Below are 17,223 nucleotides of genomic sequence, written 5' to 3'. Positions count from 1 at the left end.
GTCTTCGCGCAAGAACGTTCGAACGGACAGACCGCCATGCCCAAACGCACCGACATCGCCTCCATTCTCATCATCGGTGCGGGGCCGATCGTCATCGGCCAGGCCTGCGAGTTCGACTATTCCGGCACCCAGGCGGTCAAGGCGCTGAAGGACGAGGGTTACCGCGTCGTGCTGGTCAACTCCAACCCGGCCACCATCATGACCGACCCGGAACTGGCCGACGCCACCTATATCGAGCCGATCACGCCGGAGGTGGTGGCCAAGATCATCGCCAAAGAGCGGCCCGACGCGCTGCTGCCGACCATGGGCGGCCAGACCGCGCTCAACACCGCCCTGTCGCTGCGGCGCATGGGCGTGCTGGAGCGCTACGGCGTGGAGATGATCGGCGCCGACGCCGAGGCGATCGACATGGCCGAGGACCGGGCGCTGTTTCGCGAGGCGATGGCCAGGATCGGGCTGGAAACGCCGAAATCGGTGCTCGCCAACGCCACCGAGGTCAAGGACGCCGACCGCAAGACCCACGAGGCCGAGCGCGCCGGGCTGCGCGCCGAACGTTCGGGCGACGCGCTCGACGCCGCGCTCGACGAGCTCGAGAATCGCTGGAATCTCGGCGAGGGCGACCGCAAGCAGCGTTACATGACCCATGCCATGGCCGTCGCCGCGACCGCGCTCGACCATGTCGGCCTGCCGGCGATCATCCGGCCCTCCTTCACGCTCGGCGGCACCGGCGGCGGCATCGCCTTCAACCGCTCCGAGTTCTTCGAGATCGTCGAGCGCGGCCTCGACGCCTCGCCGACGACCGAGGTGCTGATCGAGGAATCGGTGCTCGGCTGGAAGGAATACGAGATGGAGGTCGTGCGCGACCGCGCCGACAACTGCATCATCATCTGCTCGATCGAGAACATCGACCCGATGGGCGTTCACACCGGCGATTCGATCACGGTGGCGCCGGCGCTCACCCTCACCGACAAGGAATATCAGGTGATGCGCAACGCCTCGATCGCGGTGTTGCGCGAGATCGGGGTGGAGACCGGCGGCTCCAACGTCCAGTTCGCCATCGACCCGGCGAGCGGGCGCATGGTCGTCATCGAGATGAACCCGCGCGTGTCGCGCTCCTCCGCGCTCGCCTCCAAGGCGACCGGCTTCCCGATCGCCAAGGTGGCGGCCAAGCTGGCGGTCGGCTACACGCTCGACGAACTCGAAAACGACATCACCGGCGGCGCCACCCCGGCCTCCTTCGAGCCGTCGATCGACTATGTGGTCACCAAGATCCCGCGCTTCACCTTCGAGAAGTTCCCCGGCGCCGAGCCGGTCCTGTCGACGGCGATGAAGTCGGTCGGCGAGGTGATGGCGATCGGCCGCACCTTTGCCGAAAGCCTGCAAAAGGCGCTGCGCGGGCTCGAAAACGGCCTGACCGGGCTCGACGAGATCGAGATTCCGGGCGTCGGCCCCGGCAGCGACAGCGACGACGACCGCAACGCCATCCGCGCCGCCCTCGGCACGCCGACGCCCGACCGGCTGCGCCAGGTCGCCCAGGCGATGCGCATGGGCACCTCGCTCGCCGACATCCACGCCATGTGCGCCATCGATCCGTGGTTTCTGGAGCAGATCGCCGCGATCGTGGCGATGGAGGCGCGCGTGCGCGAGCACGGCCTGCCGCAAGACGCCGCGAACCTGCGCATGCTCAAGGCGATGGGCTTTTCCGACGCCCGCCTCGCCTCGCTCACCGGTCTCGACGCCGAGGCGGTCAGAAAGGCGCGCCACGCGCTCGCCGTCCACCCCGTCTACAAGCGCATCGACACCTGCGCGGCCGAGTTCGCCTCGCCGACGGCCTATATGTATTCCACCTACGAGGTGCCGTTTGCCGGCGCCCCCGCCGACGAGGCAAAAGTGTCGGACCGCAACAAGGTGGTCATTCTCGGCGGCGGGCCGAACCGCATCGGCCAGGGCATCGAGTTCGACTATTGCTGCTGTCACGCCGCCTTCGCGCTCGCCGACGCCGGCTACGAATCGATCATGGTCAACTGCAATCCCGAGACGGTGTCGACCGACTACGACACCTCCGACCGGCTCTATTTCGAGCCGCTGACCGACGAGGACGTGCTGGAAATCCTGCGCGCCGAACAGGCCGCCGGCCGGCTGGTCGGCGTCATCGTCCAGTTCGGCGGCCAGACGCCCCTGAAACTCGCCGAGGCGCTGGAACGGGCCGGCATCCCGATCCTGGGCACCGCGCCCGACATGATCGACCTGGCCGAGGACCGCGACCGCTTCCAGAAGCTTCTGACCCGGCTCGGCCTCAAGCAGCCGAAGAACGGCATCGCCTTTTCCGTCGAGCAGGCCCGCCTCGTTTCCGGCGAGCTCGGCTTTCCGCTGGTCGTGCGCCCCTCCTACGTGCTCGGCGGCCGCGCCATGCAGATCATCCACGAGGAAGGCCAGCTCCAGACCTATCTGCTCGACATCGTGCCCGGCCTGGTGCCGGAGGACATCAAGCAGAAATATCCCAACGACAAGACCGGCCAGATCAACACCCTGCTCGGCAAGAACCCGCTTTTGTTCGACACCTATCTGGCCGGCGCGATCGAGGTCGACGTCGACTGCCTGTCGGACGGCGCCGCGACCTATGTCGCCGGCATCATGGAACATATCGAGGAGGCCGGCATCCATTCCGGCGATTCGGCCTGCTCGCTGCCGGTCCATACGCTCGATCCAGACACCGTCGCCGAGCTCGAGCGCCAGACCGCGGCGCTGGCCGGCGCGCTCAGGGTCGGCGGGCTGATGAACGTGCAATACGCCGTCAAGGACGGCGAGATCTTCGTGCTCGAGGTCAATCCGCGCGCCTCGCGCACCGTGCCGTTCGTGGCCAAGACCATCGGCCGGCCGATCGCCAAGATCGCCGCCCGCGTCATGGCCGGCGAGAGCCTGGACGCCACCTTCGCCGCCTATGGCGGAAGGCCCGATCCCGAAAAACTCGCCCACATCGCCGTCAAGGAGGCCGTGTTCCCGTTTGCCCGCTTCCCCGGCGTCGACATCCTCTTGGGCCCGGAAATGAAGTCGACCGGCGAGGTGATGGGCCTCGACCGCGAATTCGCGCTTGCCTTCGCCAAGGCCCAGCTCGGCGCCGGCGTCGACCTGCCGCGCTCGGGCACCGTGTTCGTGTCGGTGCGCGACGCCGACAAGCCCGGCGTGCTGCCGGCCGTCAGGCGGCTTGCCGATATCGGCTTCAAGGTGCTGGCCACCGGCGGCACCGCCCGCTTCCTGCGCGAAAACGGCATCGAGGCCGAAAAGATCAACAAGGTGCTGGAAGGCCGCCCCCATATCGAGGACGCCATCCGCAACCGCCAGGTCCAGCTGGTCTTCAACACCACCGACGGCCAGAAGGCGGTGTCGGATTCCAAGTCGCTGCGCCGCGCGACCCTGATGCAGAAAGTGCCCTATTACACCACCATGGCCGGCGCCGAAGCCGTCGCCGAAGCCATCGCCGCCTTGAAGGCCGGCTCGCTCGAGGTCCGCAAGCTGCAGGATTATTTTTAAGCCTCTCCCCTTGCGGGCAGGATAACCAACCGCCGAAGGCCGCGCCCGGCGCCCTATCTCTCCCCTTGCGGGAGAGAAAGCGTTTTCCCGCATGTGCGAGGGGCTTATCCCCGAGCACGTGCCTGGAAAACGCAAGAGAGGGATGGGAACGGTTTGGCCGAACTCTCCCCTTGCAGGGGACGAGCAGCCGGTTGGCGGAGCAAAGCCATCGTGCCGGCGCCACGATGGAAGGCCGGCGAGCGCAGGCACGCTGCGAAGCAGCGAGGACCCGGCCGACGGCAGGACAGAGGGGGTGCGAAGGGGCGTCGCCGCCGCGCCCGCCAGCGACATGGCCAGCGCCGCCAGAGCCCACCTCCCGAGCCCCGCCTTGCCCTCCGGCCCCCACGCGCATAGATTATGCGCATGAACACCCCCCGCAAATCGGCCAATCTCTCCCTGGACGCGGCCCTTGTTGCAGAGGCGCGCGCGCTCGACATCAACCTTTCCCGTGCCGCCGAGGCGGGAATCGGCCGTGCGATCGCGCAAGAGCGCGCCCGGCGCTGGCGCGCCGAAAACGCCCCCGCGCTCGAAAGCGCCAATGCCTGGGTCGAGGCCCACGGCCTGCCGCTCGACCGCTACCGGCAATTCTGACAACGGCGAAGGCCGCACTCGGCGCCCTATCTCTCCCCTTGCGGGAGAGAAAGCGTTTTCCCGCGTTTGCGAGGGGCTTGTCCCCGAGCAAGTGCCTGGAAAACGCAAGAGAGGGGATGGGGACCGTTTGGCCGGTCTCCCCCCTTGTGGGGACCCGGCCGACGGCAGGACAGAGGGGCGCGCCGATCCCCGCCCGCGCGTCTCAACCCGGTCCTGGCCATAGACGGCGCCGCCCATGTCATGGCGACGCAGTTTCTTGCCGCCGTCCCCCGCACCGAACTCGGCGAACCGGTGGCGAACCTGTTGCCGGACCATGACCGCATCGTCGCCGCGTTCGACATGCCGTCTTATAGTTTTTAAGACAGGTCGGCGCCCCATCGAGATCGCCCGGCACACCACCTCAAGGTTTCAGCTATCTTGTCGTTCCAGAACCAAATCGTCCTGAAGCCCCGGCTCCCGAAATAACCGTCACACTCTGCATCGCGCTAGGTGTCTGGATGTTAGCTGTTGTTCTCCGAAGGCGAGCTGCTGAAGTGAGCGAAAATTCGACACCTCCTGCGTCGCCTACTATTCCATCAATTTATACCAATCTCGAATAGCTAGCTTCAAGCGGATCGCCTCTTCCTCTGGAAGAAAATTGCAGTGCGCTATGGGTCCTCTAACCAAATTAAGGCGGTTCAACACACGCAAAACTCTATTCCTTGAGGCGTTCGAAAACATTCCAGAAAATAACTCCCAGTTCTCCTTTATTATTTCGCTCAACTCGCCAAAAGTTGTATAATGAATCAGCCTATCTGATCTCGGAGGCAATCCTTCTCCGGCCTCCTTATCGTAATTTTTTTTAGCATTGTCGCGTACAAATTGAGGAATTGCAGTTTCCCACCAATCCTCACCCTTGCTTTCTAACAGAGCAGATTCAATCAGGTCCCGAATATCGTTCTCTAACGCATAAAACAGTTTATAGAACTCACTCATCCGTTCCGCAGCCGCAACTATCTCAAAATCAACCTGCTTAAGATAGTCCGAGACGAGTGAGTCCGCCTGGGCCTCCAAAGTTCCGCGTGTACTACCCATGTTCTGACGTGTAAAAAGCGACCTGAGGTTCCTCGTTATGACCGCGTTCTTGAGAACGAATAGTTCTACATCAGACATTTTCATCATCTCAGCAGATTTTCACGAAGGCTTCGAAAAATAGCGTTAAATACAGAAATATTCTCTGTCTCCGGAAGGATGATATTTATCTGATATGATAAGCCCAAACTCTCGAGCCCAGACGGCACCTCCGAATCGGCAAGCGAGATTTTAGCACTTGTGACCTCATCCACTTTCTCATCCGCGGGCATGGATGTGGATATAAAGCTTGAAATAAAGCTACGCACAGCATCAAATGACGAATACATTAATCGAACAATTTTATCATTCTTCTTTAAACCTGTTATCTCAACTATCACATCCTTAACAACGCCCTCTTCAGCTTTATAAATATATTCATTTCGCCTAAACAATTCAGAAAACGCATTCTTAAGGCCTTCATACGCCGCCTGAGAGCGTCCGCCGTCGGTTTTGAACTTGGAGTACAGATTTGTTGGCGCTCCATCGGAGCCGATAAATTGCATCTTCTTCAGAAACGGAGGCACGGCCCGCGCGGCTCCACCTGTGAGCTTTAGAACTGTCTCCATGTAGTTGGCGCTGAATTTATCGGGACGCTCGGCTTGTACCATGAGCTCCAGAGCTTTTTTCAATACGCCAGGCGAAGCCGTGTATGGAATACCACCCTTGATATCACGCCTCGGTGGCGATTTCGACATTTCTTCGGCAGATATTGTTGTGGCGTTTGCTACTTCGCTCTGCGAAATCTGCGCTACGCTCTTCTTATCCTTACCCATTCTTTGCCTCCGTTAGATCATCGGTTAGTTCCTTGGGACCAATTACAAAATACCGAATCCTTCCGCCCCGCGCGCTGAATCTTCGTCACGAACCTGTTGATCCGCGACGCCGCCTCCTTTGCCTTGTGACCTTCGATTGAATCCCCTTGATCACCTCGCCTTCGAAAAATTCCTTCAGGTTCACGTTGCAAACCTTTATATTGCGAAATGAACGCCGCAGTTCACGCCACTCGACATTGACGACCGCACGATAACTGTTGCGCAATACCAATACGCTCATATTTTCTGATCGACGGAGACCCGATCATCATTTTTCCTTGCAAATCTGGCCACGCTTCTTCTCCCTCACCTCGAATTATTGATTCCGTAAGCAGTCAGGCACAAGTCTTTTTTTGTTGAACTAATTTAGCTACTTCAGCCACCATCCCAAAAGCCAGGCGATAGCGCGGCCTGTCCGGGCTCCATGCCGCGAAACTGGCGCAGATCACAGACGTTCCGGGACAAAACCCGGCGCAAGGCCACGAACATCCCAGACCGAAATGACGGCGGATAAGCCGGACCGCGCGGACAAATCGCCCGCGCCAACCGCCGCCGCCGCCCGCCAACCCCCTGTCCCAACACACCCTTCCCCATTCCCCGCGCATTTTTTCATCCCCGCCCCTCGCCGCCTCGCTTACCCTTTGCCCAGTTCTTCTCGCGGGAACGCCGATCATGACGGTGATTGCGCGGAGGGGAACCGGCGCCTCCGTTTCGGCCTCGTAAGCCGGCGCCGGGGCGGCCGCGTCCAAGGGTTCCCCTGCGGGCATGACGACCCGCGCGTGCCGGACGGTGCACTCGGTCCGTCTTTCAAGGGGCGGCGGAAGCGGAACGGACGCGGACGAAAAAACGCCGGGCGGCGGTCTTCGGATCGCACGACATAACAAAGGCGAGCGAGCCGAAGGCCGCCGTCTCCCGACCGCAATGGCCAGACGCTTCGGCGGGCGTGGCAGCGATGGAGCATGGGCAATGGACAGCAGCAAACGGCAGGCAAGGCGCGACATTCCGGCCAAGGGCCGAGCCGGCGACCGCCGGCCGCCCGGTTTTCCGGGCGCGCCCGCAGAGGGCCCGGCGCGCAGCGACGGAACGGCCCGCGAGCGAAGACAAGCACACAACGGCCGAGCCGGCGACAGCCGGCCGCCCGGTTTTCCGGGCGCGCCCGCAGAGGGCCCGGCGCAGCGGCGGAACGGCCCGCGAGCGAAAACACGCGCCCGATTCCCGCAAAATCCCGCCATTCCCGCGGCCCTGGCCGGTGTTCAAGGTGCCGGAAATCCCGCGCGGCTTCGGCACCGACGCGCAATGGGAACTGGGCGAGCGCGAGCGCGCCGATTGCTACAGGAACATGGGCATCATCCTCGGCCTGATGCAGTGGGTGTGCACCAGGCTCGGCAACCACCGGCGCTGCCGCCTGCGCGTGTGCCGGCGCAAGCGCCGCTGCGCCGGCCGCCGGCCGGAAGACCGCTGGAACGACGGGTTTCTGTTTCCGCTGGTGCCGCCCTGCGAGCCGATCGAGGACGAGCGCATCTACCAGCTCCGCGACGAGGTCAACCAGGTGCTCTGGCAGGCCGAATGCCGTGGCGCGCAGACCCCGCCGCCGCCGGTGCGCTGTGCCGGCCAGCCGCTGGTGTTCGACGATGGCCAAACCCCGGTTCGCGACGCGCCACCGCGCCGGCGCCGCGATCACGTCGCAGGGCGCGCCGACACGGCGGAAGGCGCGACGGGGCGCCCCGGGCGCGCTAACGCGTGACCCGGCTAGTCGAACATGCCCTTCGGCGTCTCGCCCTTCAGGAACGGCTCGATGAAGGCGGCAAGCAGGGGTGCCTGGGTAATCACCGCGGTGTGCGACGTCGCCGGCATCACCGCCAGCCGCGATTGCGGCAGCGGCTTGCCCATGTCGCCCATCCCCCCGCCGCCGAGCAGCCGCAGCATCGAGACGGCGTGCTCCAGCGTGTTGACGTCGGCGTCGCCCGAAATGATCAGCACCGGCATCGTCAGCGCCTTGACGTCGTCGGCCCATTGCATCGGTTCGTGTTCGAGCCGGATCAGCTTTTCCACCAGCGCGGGAAAGCCGTCCGGATTGGCGGCGAGCCGCTTGTAGTCCTCCGCGAACGGCATGTTGACGAACATCTCGACCGTCATCTGCGGAATGAAGGCCTTGAATTCCGGCTGCCAGCCCTCCGCGTCGTAGGCGACCGAGGCCGCGACCAGCCGGTCGACCTTGTCGGGGTGGCGGATGGCGAGCTGCAGGCCGGCCGCCGCGCCCATCGAATAGCCGAACACGTCGGCGCGCGCGAGCCCGACCGCGTCCATGAACGCGGCCACGTCGTCGGCGAGGTTTGGATAGGTGATCGGCCGGTCGATGTCGGTGGTGCGGCCGTGGCCCTGGAACTCCAGCGCGTAGACAGTGTGGTTTTCGGCCAGGATCGGGATGATCTCGCCCATCGTCTCGATGTTCATATAGGCCCCGTGCAGCACCACCAGCGGGTCGCCGGCGCCCGATTTTTCGTAATAGACCTGCATGCCGTTGACCGCGACCCGGTCGCCGGTGGGCGCGTCGTCGGCAAGCGCGGGGCCGGCGAGCGTCTGCATGGCCAAGCCGGCAAGGCCGGCGAAAACTGTGGTACGAAACATGATTTTCTCCTGTTGTGCCCGCGGCCGCGGCCGCTTCCGACCACACGACGAACGGGCAGCCCACGCTTCGACATCATCTGCAGATTTTTCTCGCCGCGAGACCGGGCTGTCGCTGCCCGCCCGGCCATCTGCCGCCGCTCAGAAGGCGAAGCTCGCCTGATCGGGCTGCGGCGGCCCCAGCCTTACGCCCTCGAGCGCCAGCATGCGCAATTTGGCGTCGCCGCCGCCCGGCGCGGAAAACCCGCCGAGCCTGCGGCCGGCCGCCAGCACCCGGTGACAGGGAACCACCAGCGGTACCGGGTTCCTGGCCATGGCCTGGCCGACCTCGCGCGCCGCACCCGGACTGCCGGCGCGTGCCGCCAGCTCGCCATAGGTGGCGACCGCACCGAATTCGAGCTTCAGCGTCTCGCGATAGATCGCCCGGTGAAACGGCGGCACGCCGGCAAGGTCGAGCGGCACCGCGGAAAAATCGCAGGCTTCACCGGCGGCGTAGCGGCGAATATCGGCGATCAGCCCGCGCACCCAGCCGGGCCGCACCGTTTCAATCGGCACCGGCCCGCTGCCGGGCGGCGCGGCGCGGGCCACCCGCCGGCTCAATCCTGCCCGGTCGCTGTCGGGCAGGCATACGCGGCACAGGCCCTGCCCGGTCCAGGCGATGCCGAACAGGCCGAGCCCGGTTTCAAAAACGGTCCAGCCCGCCTCGCCCGCCATCAAAGCTCCTCCTGTCGGCGTCCGGTTCAACCGGACTTCGCACCGCCAAGACTATCATGGCGCGGCCGGGCGCTCAAAAGCGCCGCGCCAGCCAGCTGACAGGTCCCGCCACAACCGGCAGGCTCGCGCCTCAGTCGAGATGTTTGCTGATGAAGGCGCCGGTCGCGCCGATCAGCTCGTCGACCATCTCGGTGCCGGCAAAGGCGTTGAAGACGTGGTCCATCGGCCGCACGAACAGCTCCTCCTCGCCGTCGTGATAGTCGAGCAGCACCTGGCCCGAGGCCGGCTGCGGGAACACCACGTCGTCCTTGGTGCCGACCGCCACGAACAGCGGCTCGTCATACTCGGCGATCTCGGCCACCGGATCGACCAGGTAAAGCGTTTCGAAAAAACCCGGCTTGAGCGCAATCTCCGCGCCCCAGGGCAAGGTCACCTTCACCGCTTCGCCGCTGCTGGCGAAACCGGCCTTCATGGTGTCGGGGCCGAGCACGAAGGTCATCGCCGCGGCGAGATTGCTGCCCGGCGCCCACAGCGCCACGGCGTCGAGATCGTGTTCGGTGCGGCCGGCGACCGTCGCGCCGACGGTGCCGCCCATGCTCCAGCCGACCAGCGCCATGCGCTCGTCGTCGACCTCGCCGGAGGCGGCGAGAAAGTCGAGCGCGGCCAGCCCGTCCTCGACCTGACGCGCAACCGTGGTGTCGGCGAAATCGCCGTCGCTGTCGCCGGAATTGCGGAAGTCGATCCTGAGGCTGGCAATGCCGTTTTCGGCCCACATGCGCGCCGCGCGCGCAAAAATGCCTTCCTTGACGGCCGGAATCTCGAGCTCGTCGCGGCTGCCGGTAAACCCGTGCAGAAGCAGGATCACCGGCGGGTTGTCGACGCCGTCGGGCAGGTTCATCGTGCCGACCACCTTTTCGCCGCCAACCTCGAAGCTGACGGTCTTTTCGGCGGCCAGGGCCACGCCCGGCGCGGCCGCCAGGGTGATGGTGGCGAGCGATGCGAGGGCTGCAAGGGGCAAACGAAGTGTCATGGCGATGTCCTCCCGGGGCTGATGCGCAACCCCTTAGCCATAACACGTCGCGGGCGAGGTGCAACGCGTTCCCCGTTTGAGGAGCACCGCCGAAGCCCAAAAGCCGCTGCGGCTTCCGCCGATGCCTGCCGCCGGCGATCCGCCCGCGGCAGGCCTGTCACGGTCGTGCCAGCGATCAGTTGGCCACGATCGAGATCACGGTGTCGCTGTCGTCGGTGGTGACGACGACGCTGGCGCCCGGCTCGATGCCGTCGAGGCTGACGCCGTCGGCAACGGCGAGCTCGGCGCCGTCCTCCATCACGATGACCATGGCCTCGGCATCGACGGCCGACACCACGCCCTGCATTTCACCGGCGAGCGCGACAGTCACGAAGGAAGCCGAGGCGAGCACGGCGGCGAGAAGCATCTTCATCGGAATTTCTCCATTCCATAATGAGGGGTCATAGACGCCGCTTCGGCGCGTTCCGGGCAGGCCCGTCTCATCCGCGCCGTAGCGGACGGCAGGCATGTATTCCCGCCCCTTCATTCGCGCAATTGGTTGAAAAATATATTTTTTCCGTAATCTTCCATACCGAATTCCGCCGCAATTCGGCGCTGTCGCGCAGCAATGATCGCAACCCTAGGCCGGGGGCCGCTTCACCCGGTGCCCGCCCGGCAAAAACCGGGCCGTCGCCAGCGAGCCCACCGAAAAGGCCACAAGCACGGCGAAGGCCGCTCGATAGCCGCCCGCCCCGGCGGTGCTTTCCAGAACGAGGACGACGATGATCGCCCCCAACGCTCCGCCGAGACGCTGGGCGATGTTGACAAGCGTCGCCGCATCGCCCGTTTCGGCCTTGTCGACCAGGGTGTAGGCCGCCGTCATGGCGGGCATCTGGGCAAGCGCAAGCCCGGCACCGCGCAGGAAAAGCAGCCCAGCGAGCGGCAGGACGGACAAAAAACCCGGCACCACCGCCGTGGCGACCACGACGAGGCCGCTTCCGGCCAGGCTGATCCGGGCCGCGCCGGCCCGGTCGACGAGCGCACCGGCGACCGGCAGAGCAACGGCCGCGCCAAGGCCCAGGAGCAGCAGCATCAGACCGGCGAGAGCCGGCGGCTGGCCAAGCGCACGCTGCAAATAGAGCGGCAACAGCAACAGCCCGCCATAAAGGGCCGCCCCCGTCAGACCGGCCGTCGCGATCGCGGCGCCGAAGCCCGGACGATCAAGCAGACGCATATCGATCAGCGGCGCGGCGGCACGGCGTCCATGGTGCCAAAATCCGCCAAGCAGAAGCACACCGGCAACCGTCGCGACACCCGGCAGGACGCCGCCACCGGTGCCGGCGATCGCGGCCGCTCCGAAAAGCGCGAGCGGAAGACCGGGGCTGACAAGCGCCAGCCCTTTCACGTCGAGCCGTTCCGACGGCACCCGCTTGCCACCGGCGATCAGCCCCCGCGCGGCGAAAAGCGCGAACAGCCCGACCGGGAGATTGATCCAGAAGAGCCAGCGCCATGAGGCGAGTTCTATCAGCAAGCCGCCCAGCGCGGGCCCCAGCGCCGGACCGAGCGCGACGGCGAAGCCGACCGTGCCCATCAACCGTCCGAGCTGGCGGGCATCGGCCTTGGCGGCCAGCACCGCTTGCCCGGCCGGCACCATCAACCCGGCCGCGAGCCCCTGCAGGCAGCGTCCGGCGACAAGCACCGCCATATCCTGCGCCGCCGCGCATAAGAGCGAGGCGGCGACGAAGACGACCATGCTTGCCGTCCATAGCCGCCCCTGCCCGATGCGGCGACCGAACCAGCCGGTGAGCGGCAGCGAGACGGCGAGCGCGATCAGATAGGCGGTCGCGACCCATTGCACGCTGGCGAGCGGGGCATCGAAACCGGCGCGGATGCTTTCCAGCGCCAGATTGGCGACGGTCGAATCAAGCATAGCCATGAAGCCGCCGGCGCCGGTTGTCGCGGCCAGCGCCCAAAGGCGGGTGGGTACGGGAGGCGGGGTGGTGGGCATGGTCGCGTTTTCGTCGAGCGGGACAGGATCGGATTTTTATGATACATATGTATCACAAAAAGCAACCCGGACGCCACAGGCCAGACCGATGCCGAAAACCGTCGACCACGACAAACGCCGCGCGATGATCCTCGACGCCCTCTTCGCCGTGGCCGCGCGCCAGGGCCTGCACGCCGTCTCACTGCGCGCGGTGGCTGCCGAAGCGGGCATATCGCTGCGCCTGGTGCAATATTACTTCGAGACCAAGGCCGGGCTGATGCAAGCCGGACTGGATCGCCTCGAGCGGGAGAGCAACGATCGCTGGACCGGGCGGCTGGCCCCGGCCCCCGATGCGCCCGACACACGCGCCGCACTCGCCGCGCTGTTCCGCGAGGCGCTGCCGACCGATCCGCAAAGCCGGGCCTTCCATCATATGTGGATGTCTTACGCGGTTTTGGCGATGACCGAGCCGGATCTGGCCGGACCCGGCCTCGTCGCGGGGCCCAACCGGCTACAGACGCGGATCGCGGCGATCCTCGCGGACGGCAAGGAGGCCGGCATGTTCCGCGCCGATATCGACGTCGACGCGGAAGCCGGCGCGCTGTTGGGACTGATCCACGGCCTCGGCACCGCGATGCTGGTCGGGCAGCAGAAACCTGCCGCGGCCCTGGCCCATCTGGAACGCCAGCTTGACCGGTTGTGTGTGACAAAGAAGCCTGGCGAAAATCCACCACGTGCCGGAAACCAAAGGCCGGCGTAACAAGGAGGTCGACATGACGGACTGGGCTCTGCCACGCGCGGGTGGTTGCCGCTGCGGCCAGGTGCGGATCGAGGTGAACGCGCCGCCTCTGATCACCATGGCCTGCCACTGCGCCGGTTGCCAGCGCATGAGCGCGTCGGCCTTTTCGCTGTCGGCGGCGATCCCGGCCAAAGGGTTTCACATCATCCGTGGCGAGGCGGTGATCGGCGGCCTGCACGGCGCGACACGACATTTTTTCTGTCCGCGCTGCATGACCTGGATGTTCACACGCCCGGAAGGGATGGACTGGTTCGTCAATCTGCGTCCGACCATGCTCGACGATCCGACCGGCTTCGCGCCCTTCATCGAAAGCTGGACCAGCGAAAAGCTGGCCTTCGCCGAAACCGGCGCAGTGCACAGTTACGATGCCTTTCCGCCGCTTGAGGCCTATGACGGGCTGATGCGCGACTTCGCCGTCTGGACCGGGACGTAGCATCAAACGAAATTCAGGGCCGGGAGCGTTGCATCAGGCACCGGACCGGGACTTGGAAACCGAGTTTCAATACGGTCCGATGCATGGACAACGGCCTGCAAGAGCATGACAATTCCGGTTGAACGCACGATGTCATCCAGTCGGTCCTGTTTGGTGAAACGGCATCGAACTGTCCTTGGCCCGGCACCGCCAAGACGCCGAAATGCCGGTTTTCCGCGCCTTGCCGGCCTCCGGAGCTCCGCCGGTCGCGCCTTGGCGCGTCGGCGCCGAACGCACCGCCCTTCTTGCCAGCGGGCCAACACACCTTTATATGGTCACCATTGATATTTCGGCCGATCGATACGGCAGGTTGCGATCTTCCTCGCATTTGCTGACGTCAATCTCCAAAATCTCGATACCACCGGCCACGACGGGTCGTGGCCACATGACGTTGCAAATCTGAAGGAACTCATCATGGCAACCGGAACAGTGAAGTGGTTCAATTCGACCAAAGGCTTCGGTTTCATCCAGCCTGACGAAGGCGGCTCGGACGTATTCGTCCACATCTCGGCTGTCGAACGTTCGGGCATGGGCAATCTCGTGGAAGGCCAGAAGGTCAATTACGAGATTCAGCAGGACCGCCGCACCGGCCGTTCCTCGGCTGGCAATCTGACGGCCGCCGACTGAACCATTTGCCGTCGCGCCTCGCGCCACGACAAACGATCGTCAAGGAAAAGGCGGGGTGCCGACCCCGCCTTTTTTGTGCCTGGCGACAAGACATAACAGCTACGCCCGCCTCACGGCAGCCAGTCGATCGGCACGTGACCGGGATCGGCCTCCACGCGCTTCAGCCATGCCGAAACCGCGGGAAACAGGCCAAGGTCGAACCCCCCGCGCTCAGCCTGGTGGGTATAGGCATAGAGCGCTATGTCGGCGACCGACAGCGCACCGCCGGCAAAAAAATGCGCCGCGCGCAACCGGTCTTCCATCACTCCAAGCGCCTTATTGCCCGCCTCCAGCGTTTCGGCGAGCCGGGCCGGCGTACGCTGATGCGCGCGTTCGGAGTACACGAATAGCGCCCGGCGCACCGCCACGGCGGGCTCATGGCTGTATTGCTCGAAGAACAGCCACTGATAGGCAAGCGCCCGATCGAACGGATCAGGCGGCAGGAAGCGCGTATCTTCGGCAAGATAAAGCAACATGGCGTTGGACTCAGCCAGATGGCGCCCGTCCCCGGTCTCCAACAGCGGCACCTTGCCGTTCGGATTTCTGGCGAGAAATTCCGGCGTCTGCGTCGAACCATCGAGCGAATTCACCTCGACATGCCGGAAGGGAATGCCGAGCTTGGCCAACAAAAGCCGCGGCTTGTAGCAATTGCCGCTGTCGCCCATGCCGTAGATCGTGATCATCGCGCCGCCATCCTTTCGATCCGAACAATCAAGATGCTTGGCGCCTACTATCCGGCGTGCGTGAGCGCTTGGCCAATCAGTAGTTTTGGTGGACCGATCGACAATCCTGAAGCGTCACCGCGACGTTGCCTGCGCCCCGGACGGGGCCTCGGACGACAGGGCCGCGACCGACAATGGGGCATCGTTGAATATGGTGCCGGCCAGAGCCGGACGGGCAAGCAGAAAACCCTGCAGATGGTCGGCGCCGGCCGAAATCGCGGCGACCAGCTGCTCCGGCGTCTCGATCCCTTCCACCAGCACCGTGCAATCGAGTTCGTGAAAACGTTCGAATAGCCGGGGCAAAAAATCGCGCGCTGCCTTGTCGGCGACGATCTTCTGGAACCAGCCGGCGTCGAGCTTGACGATGTCCGGCCTGATCAACCGCAGCCTGGCCGGCGTCGAATGACCTGCTCCGAAATCGTCGACCGCCACCCGCATGCCCGAGCCGCGGACAGTGCGCGCCAGCGCCGTCACCCGGTCCTTTCCCGCGCCGAAGGCCTCGGTGATCTCGCAAACGACCATGCCGGGCGGGATCTCGTTTTCCGCGAACAGCCAATCCAGATGCTCGACCTCCTCGTCGGGCATCGCCGGATCGACATTGAAGAACAGCTCCAGCCCGGCGACGCCGATATTGTGATAATTGCGCATGTGCAGCACCCGGCACAAACGCTCGAGCGCGGCCCGCTCTTCGGCCGCGGCGCGCTCGAACAGCTTCGCCGCCGGCACCGCCCGCCCGCCGGTGAAGGCAATCACCAGCGCCTCGACCGCGAACGGCATCAACACGTCGCCCTCGACCCGGAACAGCGGCTGGTAGCAGCTTTTCAGCCGCAATTCCTGAAAGCGGCCATAGGCGATACCGACCTCGTCGATATTGAAGGCGAAGGCGTCGCTCACCCTTACCCCTCCATCCGGGCGGCCGGACGACGGTGGAAAAGGCGCGGCGCGCGCGGCCGTTCCGGTACGACAGCGCTGGGTGTGGCGGAACGCATGGCAGACATTAACCGCCGGATTGGCGCCGGCCAAATGTCCGGCGCGGCGGCGACTGGTGGTGCTTGCCTTCCGGCCGGTCGTCGCTGGCCATCCGCACCGTACCGGGCCCGGACCACGATCCGCCCTGCCCGGTCGGCTCTTCCCCGCGGGAGAAGATCGAAAAACTCGTCGGCGCCAGTTCCGGCCGGGCCAGAGCGAAACCCTGCACCATCGACGCGCCCGTCTCCTCCGCCAGTTCCAACTGCCACGTTTCCTCGATGCCCTCGAACACGGTCTTGATGCCGCGTTCGGCGAAACGCGACACCATGACCTTCAACAGTCCGAATCCAGCTCCCGAATCCATCAGACGCGTGATCCACTGTGCGTCGAATTTGACGATATCGGGCTTCAGTTCGTCAATGCGCTGGATATCGGAATCGTCCGCGCCGTAATCGTCGACGGCGATCTTGAAACCGCTGGCCCGCAAGGCGTCGACAAACCGGCGCAGCGCACCGGTGGAGGCCGATTTCTGTTCGGTCACCTCACACACGATCCGGCCGGGATGCATGCCCGCTTCGTGCAGCACCAGGCGCATGTCGCGGATGGCGACATCGACGATCTCGGCATCGGTGAACAGGGACGGGTCGAAATTGACGAAGATCGACATTTTTGGATCGAGGCACGCGGCCGCGTTGAGCAGATGCAGCGTGCGCATCAAGGTCTCGACATGGAACCGGTCGACCGGCGGAATGCTGCGAAAGAACGCATAGGGCGACAGCCCGGCCCCGTCGCGAAACGGTCGCACCAGTCCCTCGAACGCGGTGATGGCGAGTTTTCCCTCACCGAAGGCGAACACCGGCTGGAAGGCGCTCTTGATCGTGTAGACGCCCCAGACGCCGGTCGAGGTGCCGTCGTCCTGGCGAATGATGTGGGCAAGGCCTGTGCTGCGCGACACGAAAGCGGTTCTCCGCGTTGAACCCGACCGGCGGCGGTCACCCGCCGCACCGCGAACCCGCCGGCCGCGACTGCGCGAGACCAGCCGGATCCTTGCCATTATCGGCGAACAGCCTTCGATCGAGGTTAACGACGCCGATCTTTTTTGCATCGGCCACGATCGCCGCCATGTCTTGCGCTCGTGCCCGCATTCGGACATTACAAGCCGCTGCCCACGCAG

18 protein-coding genes are annotated in these 17,223 nt (G+C 64.8%); 7 read left to right on the top strand and 11 right to left on the bottom strand.

Features of this window, described 5'->3' with window-relative positions; genetic code table 11:
• The first annotated feature begins 36 nt into the window (after positions 1 to 36).
• The 3 genes from carB to GN330_RS23965 all read left to right on the top strand — a co-directional run bounded on the left by carB (position 37) and on the right by GN330_RS23965 (position 4,521).
• On the top strand, positions 37 to 3,531 hold the full coding sequence (gene carB, locus GN330_RS07240) for a carbamoyl-phosphate synthase large subunit (protein WP_156712041.1): 3,495 nt from the start codon (positions 37 to 39) through the stop codon (positions 3,529 to 3,531).
• A gap of 402 nt (positions 3,532 to 3,933) precedes the next feature.
• Entirely contained in the window at positions 3,934 to 4,161 is a 228-nt protein-coding gene (locus GN330_RS07235) for a type II toxin-antitoxin system CcdA family antitoxin (RefSeq protein WP_156712040.1), read from the top strand.
• Positions 4,162 to 4,227: 66 nt separating this feature from the next.
• The gene (locus GN330_RS23965) at positions 4,228 to 4,521 is read left to right on the top strand and encodes a CcdB family protein (RefSeq protein WP_156712039.1); all 294 of its coding nucleotides are present in this window, start codon (positions 4,228 to 4,230) and stop codon (positions 4,519 to 4,521) included.
• Positions 4,522 to 4,728: 207 nt separating this feature from the next.
• Here GN330_RS23965 and GN330_RS07225 read toward each other — a convergent pair whose 3' ends face one another.
• Both GN330_RS07225 and GN330_RS07220 read right to left on the bottom strand, forming a co-directional pair.
• The gene (locus GN330_RS07225) at positions 4,729 to 5,313 is read right to left on the bottom strand and encodes a Swt1 family HEPN domain-containing protein (protein ID WP_156712038.1); all 585 of its coding nucleotides are present in this window, start codon (positions 5,311 to 5,313) and stop codon (positions 4,729 to 4,731) included.
• A gap of 5 nt (positions 5,314 to 5,318) precedes the next feature.
• Positions 5,319 to 6,047, bottom strand: coding sequence for a DUF5343 domain-containing protein (locus tag GN330_RS07220; RefSeq protein ID WP_156712037.1), 729 nt, complete (start codon positions 6,045 to 6,047; stop codon positions 5,319 to 5,321).
• A 1,288-nt stretch (positions 6,048 to 7,335) separates the two neighbouring features.
• Here GN330_RS07220 and GN330_RS07215 point away from each other — a divergent pair.
• Positions 7,336 to 7,830: a hypothetical protein gene (locus GN330_RS07215; RefSeq protein ID WP_156712036.1), complete on the top strand. Its 495-nt coding sequence runs from the start codon at positions 7,336 to 7,338 to the stop codon at positions 7,828 to 7,830.
• A 5-nt stretch (positions 7,831 to 7,835) separates the two neighbouring features.
• Here the strand turns inward: GN330_RS07215 and GN330_RS07210 are convergent, their stop codons facing one another.
• The 5 genes from GN330_RS07210 to GN330_RS07190 all read right to left on the bottom strand — a co-directional run bounded on the left by GN330_RS07210 (position 7,836) and on the right by GN330_RS07190 (position 12,442).
• A complete protein-coding gene (locus GN330_RS07210) occupies positions 7,836 to 8,714 on the bottom strand; it encodes an alpha/beta fold hydrolase (protein WP_246188584.1) in 879 nt (292 codons plus the stop codon).
• A 138-nt stretch (positions 8,715 to 8,852) separates the two neighbouring features.
• The gene (locus GN330_RS07205; protein ID WP_156712035.1) at positions 8,853 to 9,425 is read right to left on the bottom strand and encodes a methylated-DNA--[protein]-cysteine S-methyltransferase; all 573 of its coding nucleotides are present in this window, start codon (positions 9,423 to 9,425) and stop codon (positions 8,853 to 8,855) included.
• A 130-nt stretch (positions 9,426 to 9,555) separates the two neighbouring features.
• A complete protein-coding gene (locus tag GN330_RS07200; protein ID WP_156712034.1) occupies positions 9,556 to 10,455 on the bottom strand; it encodes an alpha/beta hydrolase family protein in 900 nt (299 codons plus the stop codon).
• Positions 10,456 to 10,630: 175 nt separating this feature from the next.
• Complete coding sequence (locus GN330_RS07195; RefSeq protein WP_197435084.1) at positions 10,631 to 10,867, bottom strand: DUF1344 domain-containing protein; 237 nt, start codon at positions 10,865 to 10,867, stop codon at positions 10,631 to 10,633.
• Between the two features lie 207 nt (positions 10,868 to 11,074).
• Positions 11,075 to 12,442, bottom strand: a complete 1,368-nt coding sequence (locus GN330_RS07190; protein WP_156712032.1) for a DHA2 family efflux MFS transporter permease subunit — start codon at positions 12,440 to 12,442, stop codon at positions 11,075 to 11,077.
• 88 nt (positions 12,443 to 12,530) lie between these two features.
• On the opposite strand from GN330_RS07190, the gene GN330_RS07185 reads away from it, so the two are divergent.
• The 3 genes from GN330_RS07185 (at position 12,531) to GN330_RS07175 (ending at position 14,319) form a co-directional block, all read left to right on the top strand.
• Positions 12,531 to 13,181 (top strand): TetR/AcrR family transcriptional regulator, encoded by a 651-nt coding sequence (locus GN330_RS07185; RefSeq protein WP_246188582.1) that lies wholly within the window; start codon positions 12,531 to 12,533, stop codon positions 13,179 to 13,181.
• Positions 13,182 to 13,194: 13 nt separating this feature from the next.
• Positions 13,195 to 13,653, top strand: a complete 459-nt coding sequence (locus tag GN330_RS07180) for a GFA family protein (protein WP_156712031.1) — start codon at positions 13,195 to 13,197, stop codon at positions 13,651 to 13,653.
• A gap of 453 nt (positions 13,654 to 14,106) precedes the next feature.
• Positions 14,107 to 14,319 (top strand): cold-shock protein, encoded by a 213-nt coding sequence (locus GN330_RS07175; RefSeq protein ID WP_106570547.1) that lies wholly within the window; start codon positions 14,107 to 14,109, stop codon positions 14,317 to 14,319.
• A gap of 110 nt (positions 14,320 to 14,429) precedes the next feature.
• Here the strand turns inward: GN330_RS07175 and GN330_RS07170 are convergent, their stop codons facing one another.
• From GN330_RS07170 to GN330_RS23960, 4 genes are all read right to left on the bottom strand, one after another.
• A complete protein-coding gene (locus tag GN330_RS07170; protein WP_156712030.1) occupies positions 14,430 to 15,041 on the bottom strand; it encodes a glutathione S-transferase family protein in 612 nt (203 codons plus the stop codon).
• 114 nt (positions 15,042 to 15,155) lie between these two features.
• Positions 15,156 to 15,974, bottom strand: a complete 819-nt coding sequence (locus GN330_RS07165; protein ID WP_343040392.1) for an EAL domain-containing protein — start codon at positions 15,972 to 15,974, stop codon at positions 15,156 to 15,158.
• A 103-nt stretch (positions 15,975 to 16,077) separates the two neighbouring features.
• On the bottom strand, positions 16,078 to 17,004 hold the full coding sequence (locus GN330_RS07160) for an EAL domain-containing protein (RefSeq protein WP_343040391.1): 927 nt from the start codon (positions 17,002 to 17,004) through the stop codon (positions 16,078 to 16,080).
• Between the two features lie 37 nt (positions 17,005 to 17,041).
• Entirely contained in the window at positions 17,042 to 17,173 is a 132-nt protein-coding gene (locus GN330_RS23960) for a hypothetical protein (protein ID WP_281349384.1), read from the bottom strand.
• Positions 17,174 to 17,223 lie beyond the last annotated feature (50 nt).

The organism is Nitratireductor arenosus (assembly GCF_009742725.1).
GTDB classification, from domain to species: Bacteria; Pseudomonadota; Alphaproteobacteria; order Rhizobiales; family Rhizobiaceae; genus Mangrovimarina; species Mangrovimarina arenosa.
The sequence above is the reverse complement of the archived record's forward strand: the minus strand, read 5'-3'. Positions and strand labels throughout refer to the sequence as shown.

Excerpts from the sequence above, each read along its gene's own strand:
- GN330_RS07190 (WP_156712032.1), bottom strand. The coding sequence starts at position 12,442 with ATGCCCACCACCCCGCCTCCCGTACCCACCCGCCTTTGGGCGCTGGCC.
- GN330_RS07185 (WP_246188582.1), top strand. The coding sequence starts at position 12,531 with ATGCCGAAAACCGTCGACCACGACAAACGCCGCGCGATGATCCTCGAC.
- GN330_RS07235 (WP_156712040.1), top strand. The coding sequence starts at position 3,934 with ATGAACACCCCCCGCAAATCGGCCAATCTCTCCCTGGACGCGGCCCTT.
- GN330_RS07175 (WP_106570547.1), top strand. The coding sequence starts at position 14,107 with ATGGCAACCGGAACAGTGAAGTGGTTCAATTCGACCAAAGGCTTCGGT.
- GN330_RS07210 (WP_246188584.1), bottom strand. The coding sequence starts at position 8,714 with ATGTTTCGTACCACAGTTTTCGCCGGCCTTGCCGGCTTGGCCATGCAG.
- GN330_RS07200 (WP_156712034.1), bottom strand. The coding sequence starts at position 10,455 with ATGACACTTCGTTTGCCCCTTGCAGCCCTCGCATCGCTCGCCACCATC.
- GN330_RS07205 (WP_156712035.1), bottom strand. The coding sequence starts at position 9,425 with ATGGCGGGCGAGGCGGGCTGGACCGTTTTTGAAACCGGGCTCGGCCTG.
- GN330_RS07180 (WP_156712031.1), top strand. The coding sequence starts at position 13,195 with ATGACGGACTGGGCTCTGCCACGCGCGGGTGGTTGCCGCTGCGGCCAG.
- GN330_RS07225 (WP_156712038.1), bottom strand. The coding sequence starts at position 5,313 with ATGTCTGATGTAGAACTATTCGTTCTCAAGAACGCGGTCATAACGAGG.
- GN330_RS07170 (WP_156712030.1), bottom strand. The coding sequence starts at position 15,041 with ATGATCACGATCTACGGCATGGGCGACAGCGGCAATTGCTACAAGCCG.
- carB (WP_156712041.1), top strand. The coding sequence starts at position 37 with ATGCCCAAACGCACCGACATCGCCTCCATTCTCATCATCGGTGCGGGG.
- GN330_RS07195 (WP_197435084.1), bottom strand. The coding sequence starts at position 10,867 with ATGAAGATGCTTCTCGCCGCCGTGCTCGCCTCGGCTTCCTTCGTGACT.
- GN330_RS23960 (WP_281349384.1), bottom strand. The coding sequence starts at position 17,173 with ATGGCGGCGATCGTGGCCGATGCAAAAAAGATCGGCGTCGTTAACCTC.
- GN330_RS07220 (WP_156712037.1), bottom strand. The coding sequence starts at position 6,047 with ATGGGTAAGGATAAGAAGAGCGTAGCGCAGATTTCGCAGAGCGAAGTA.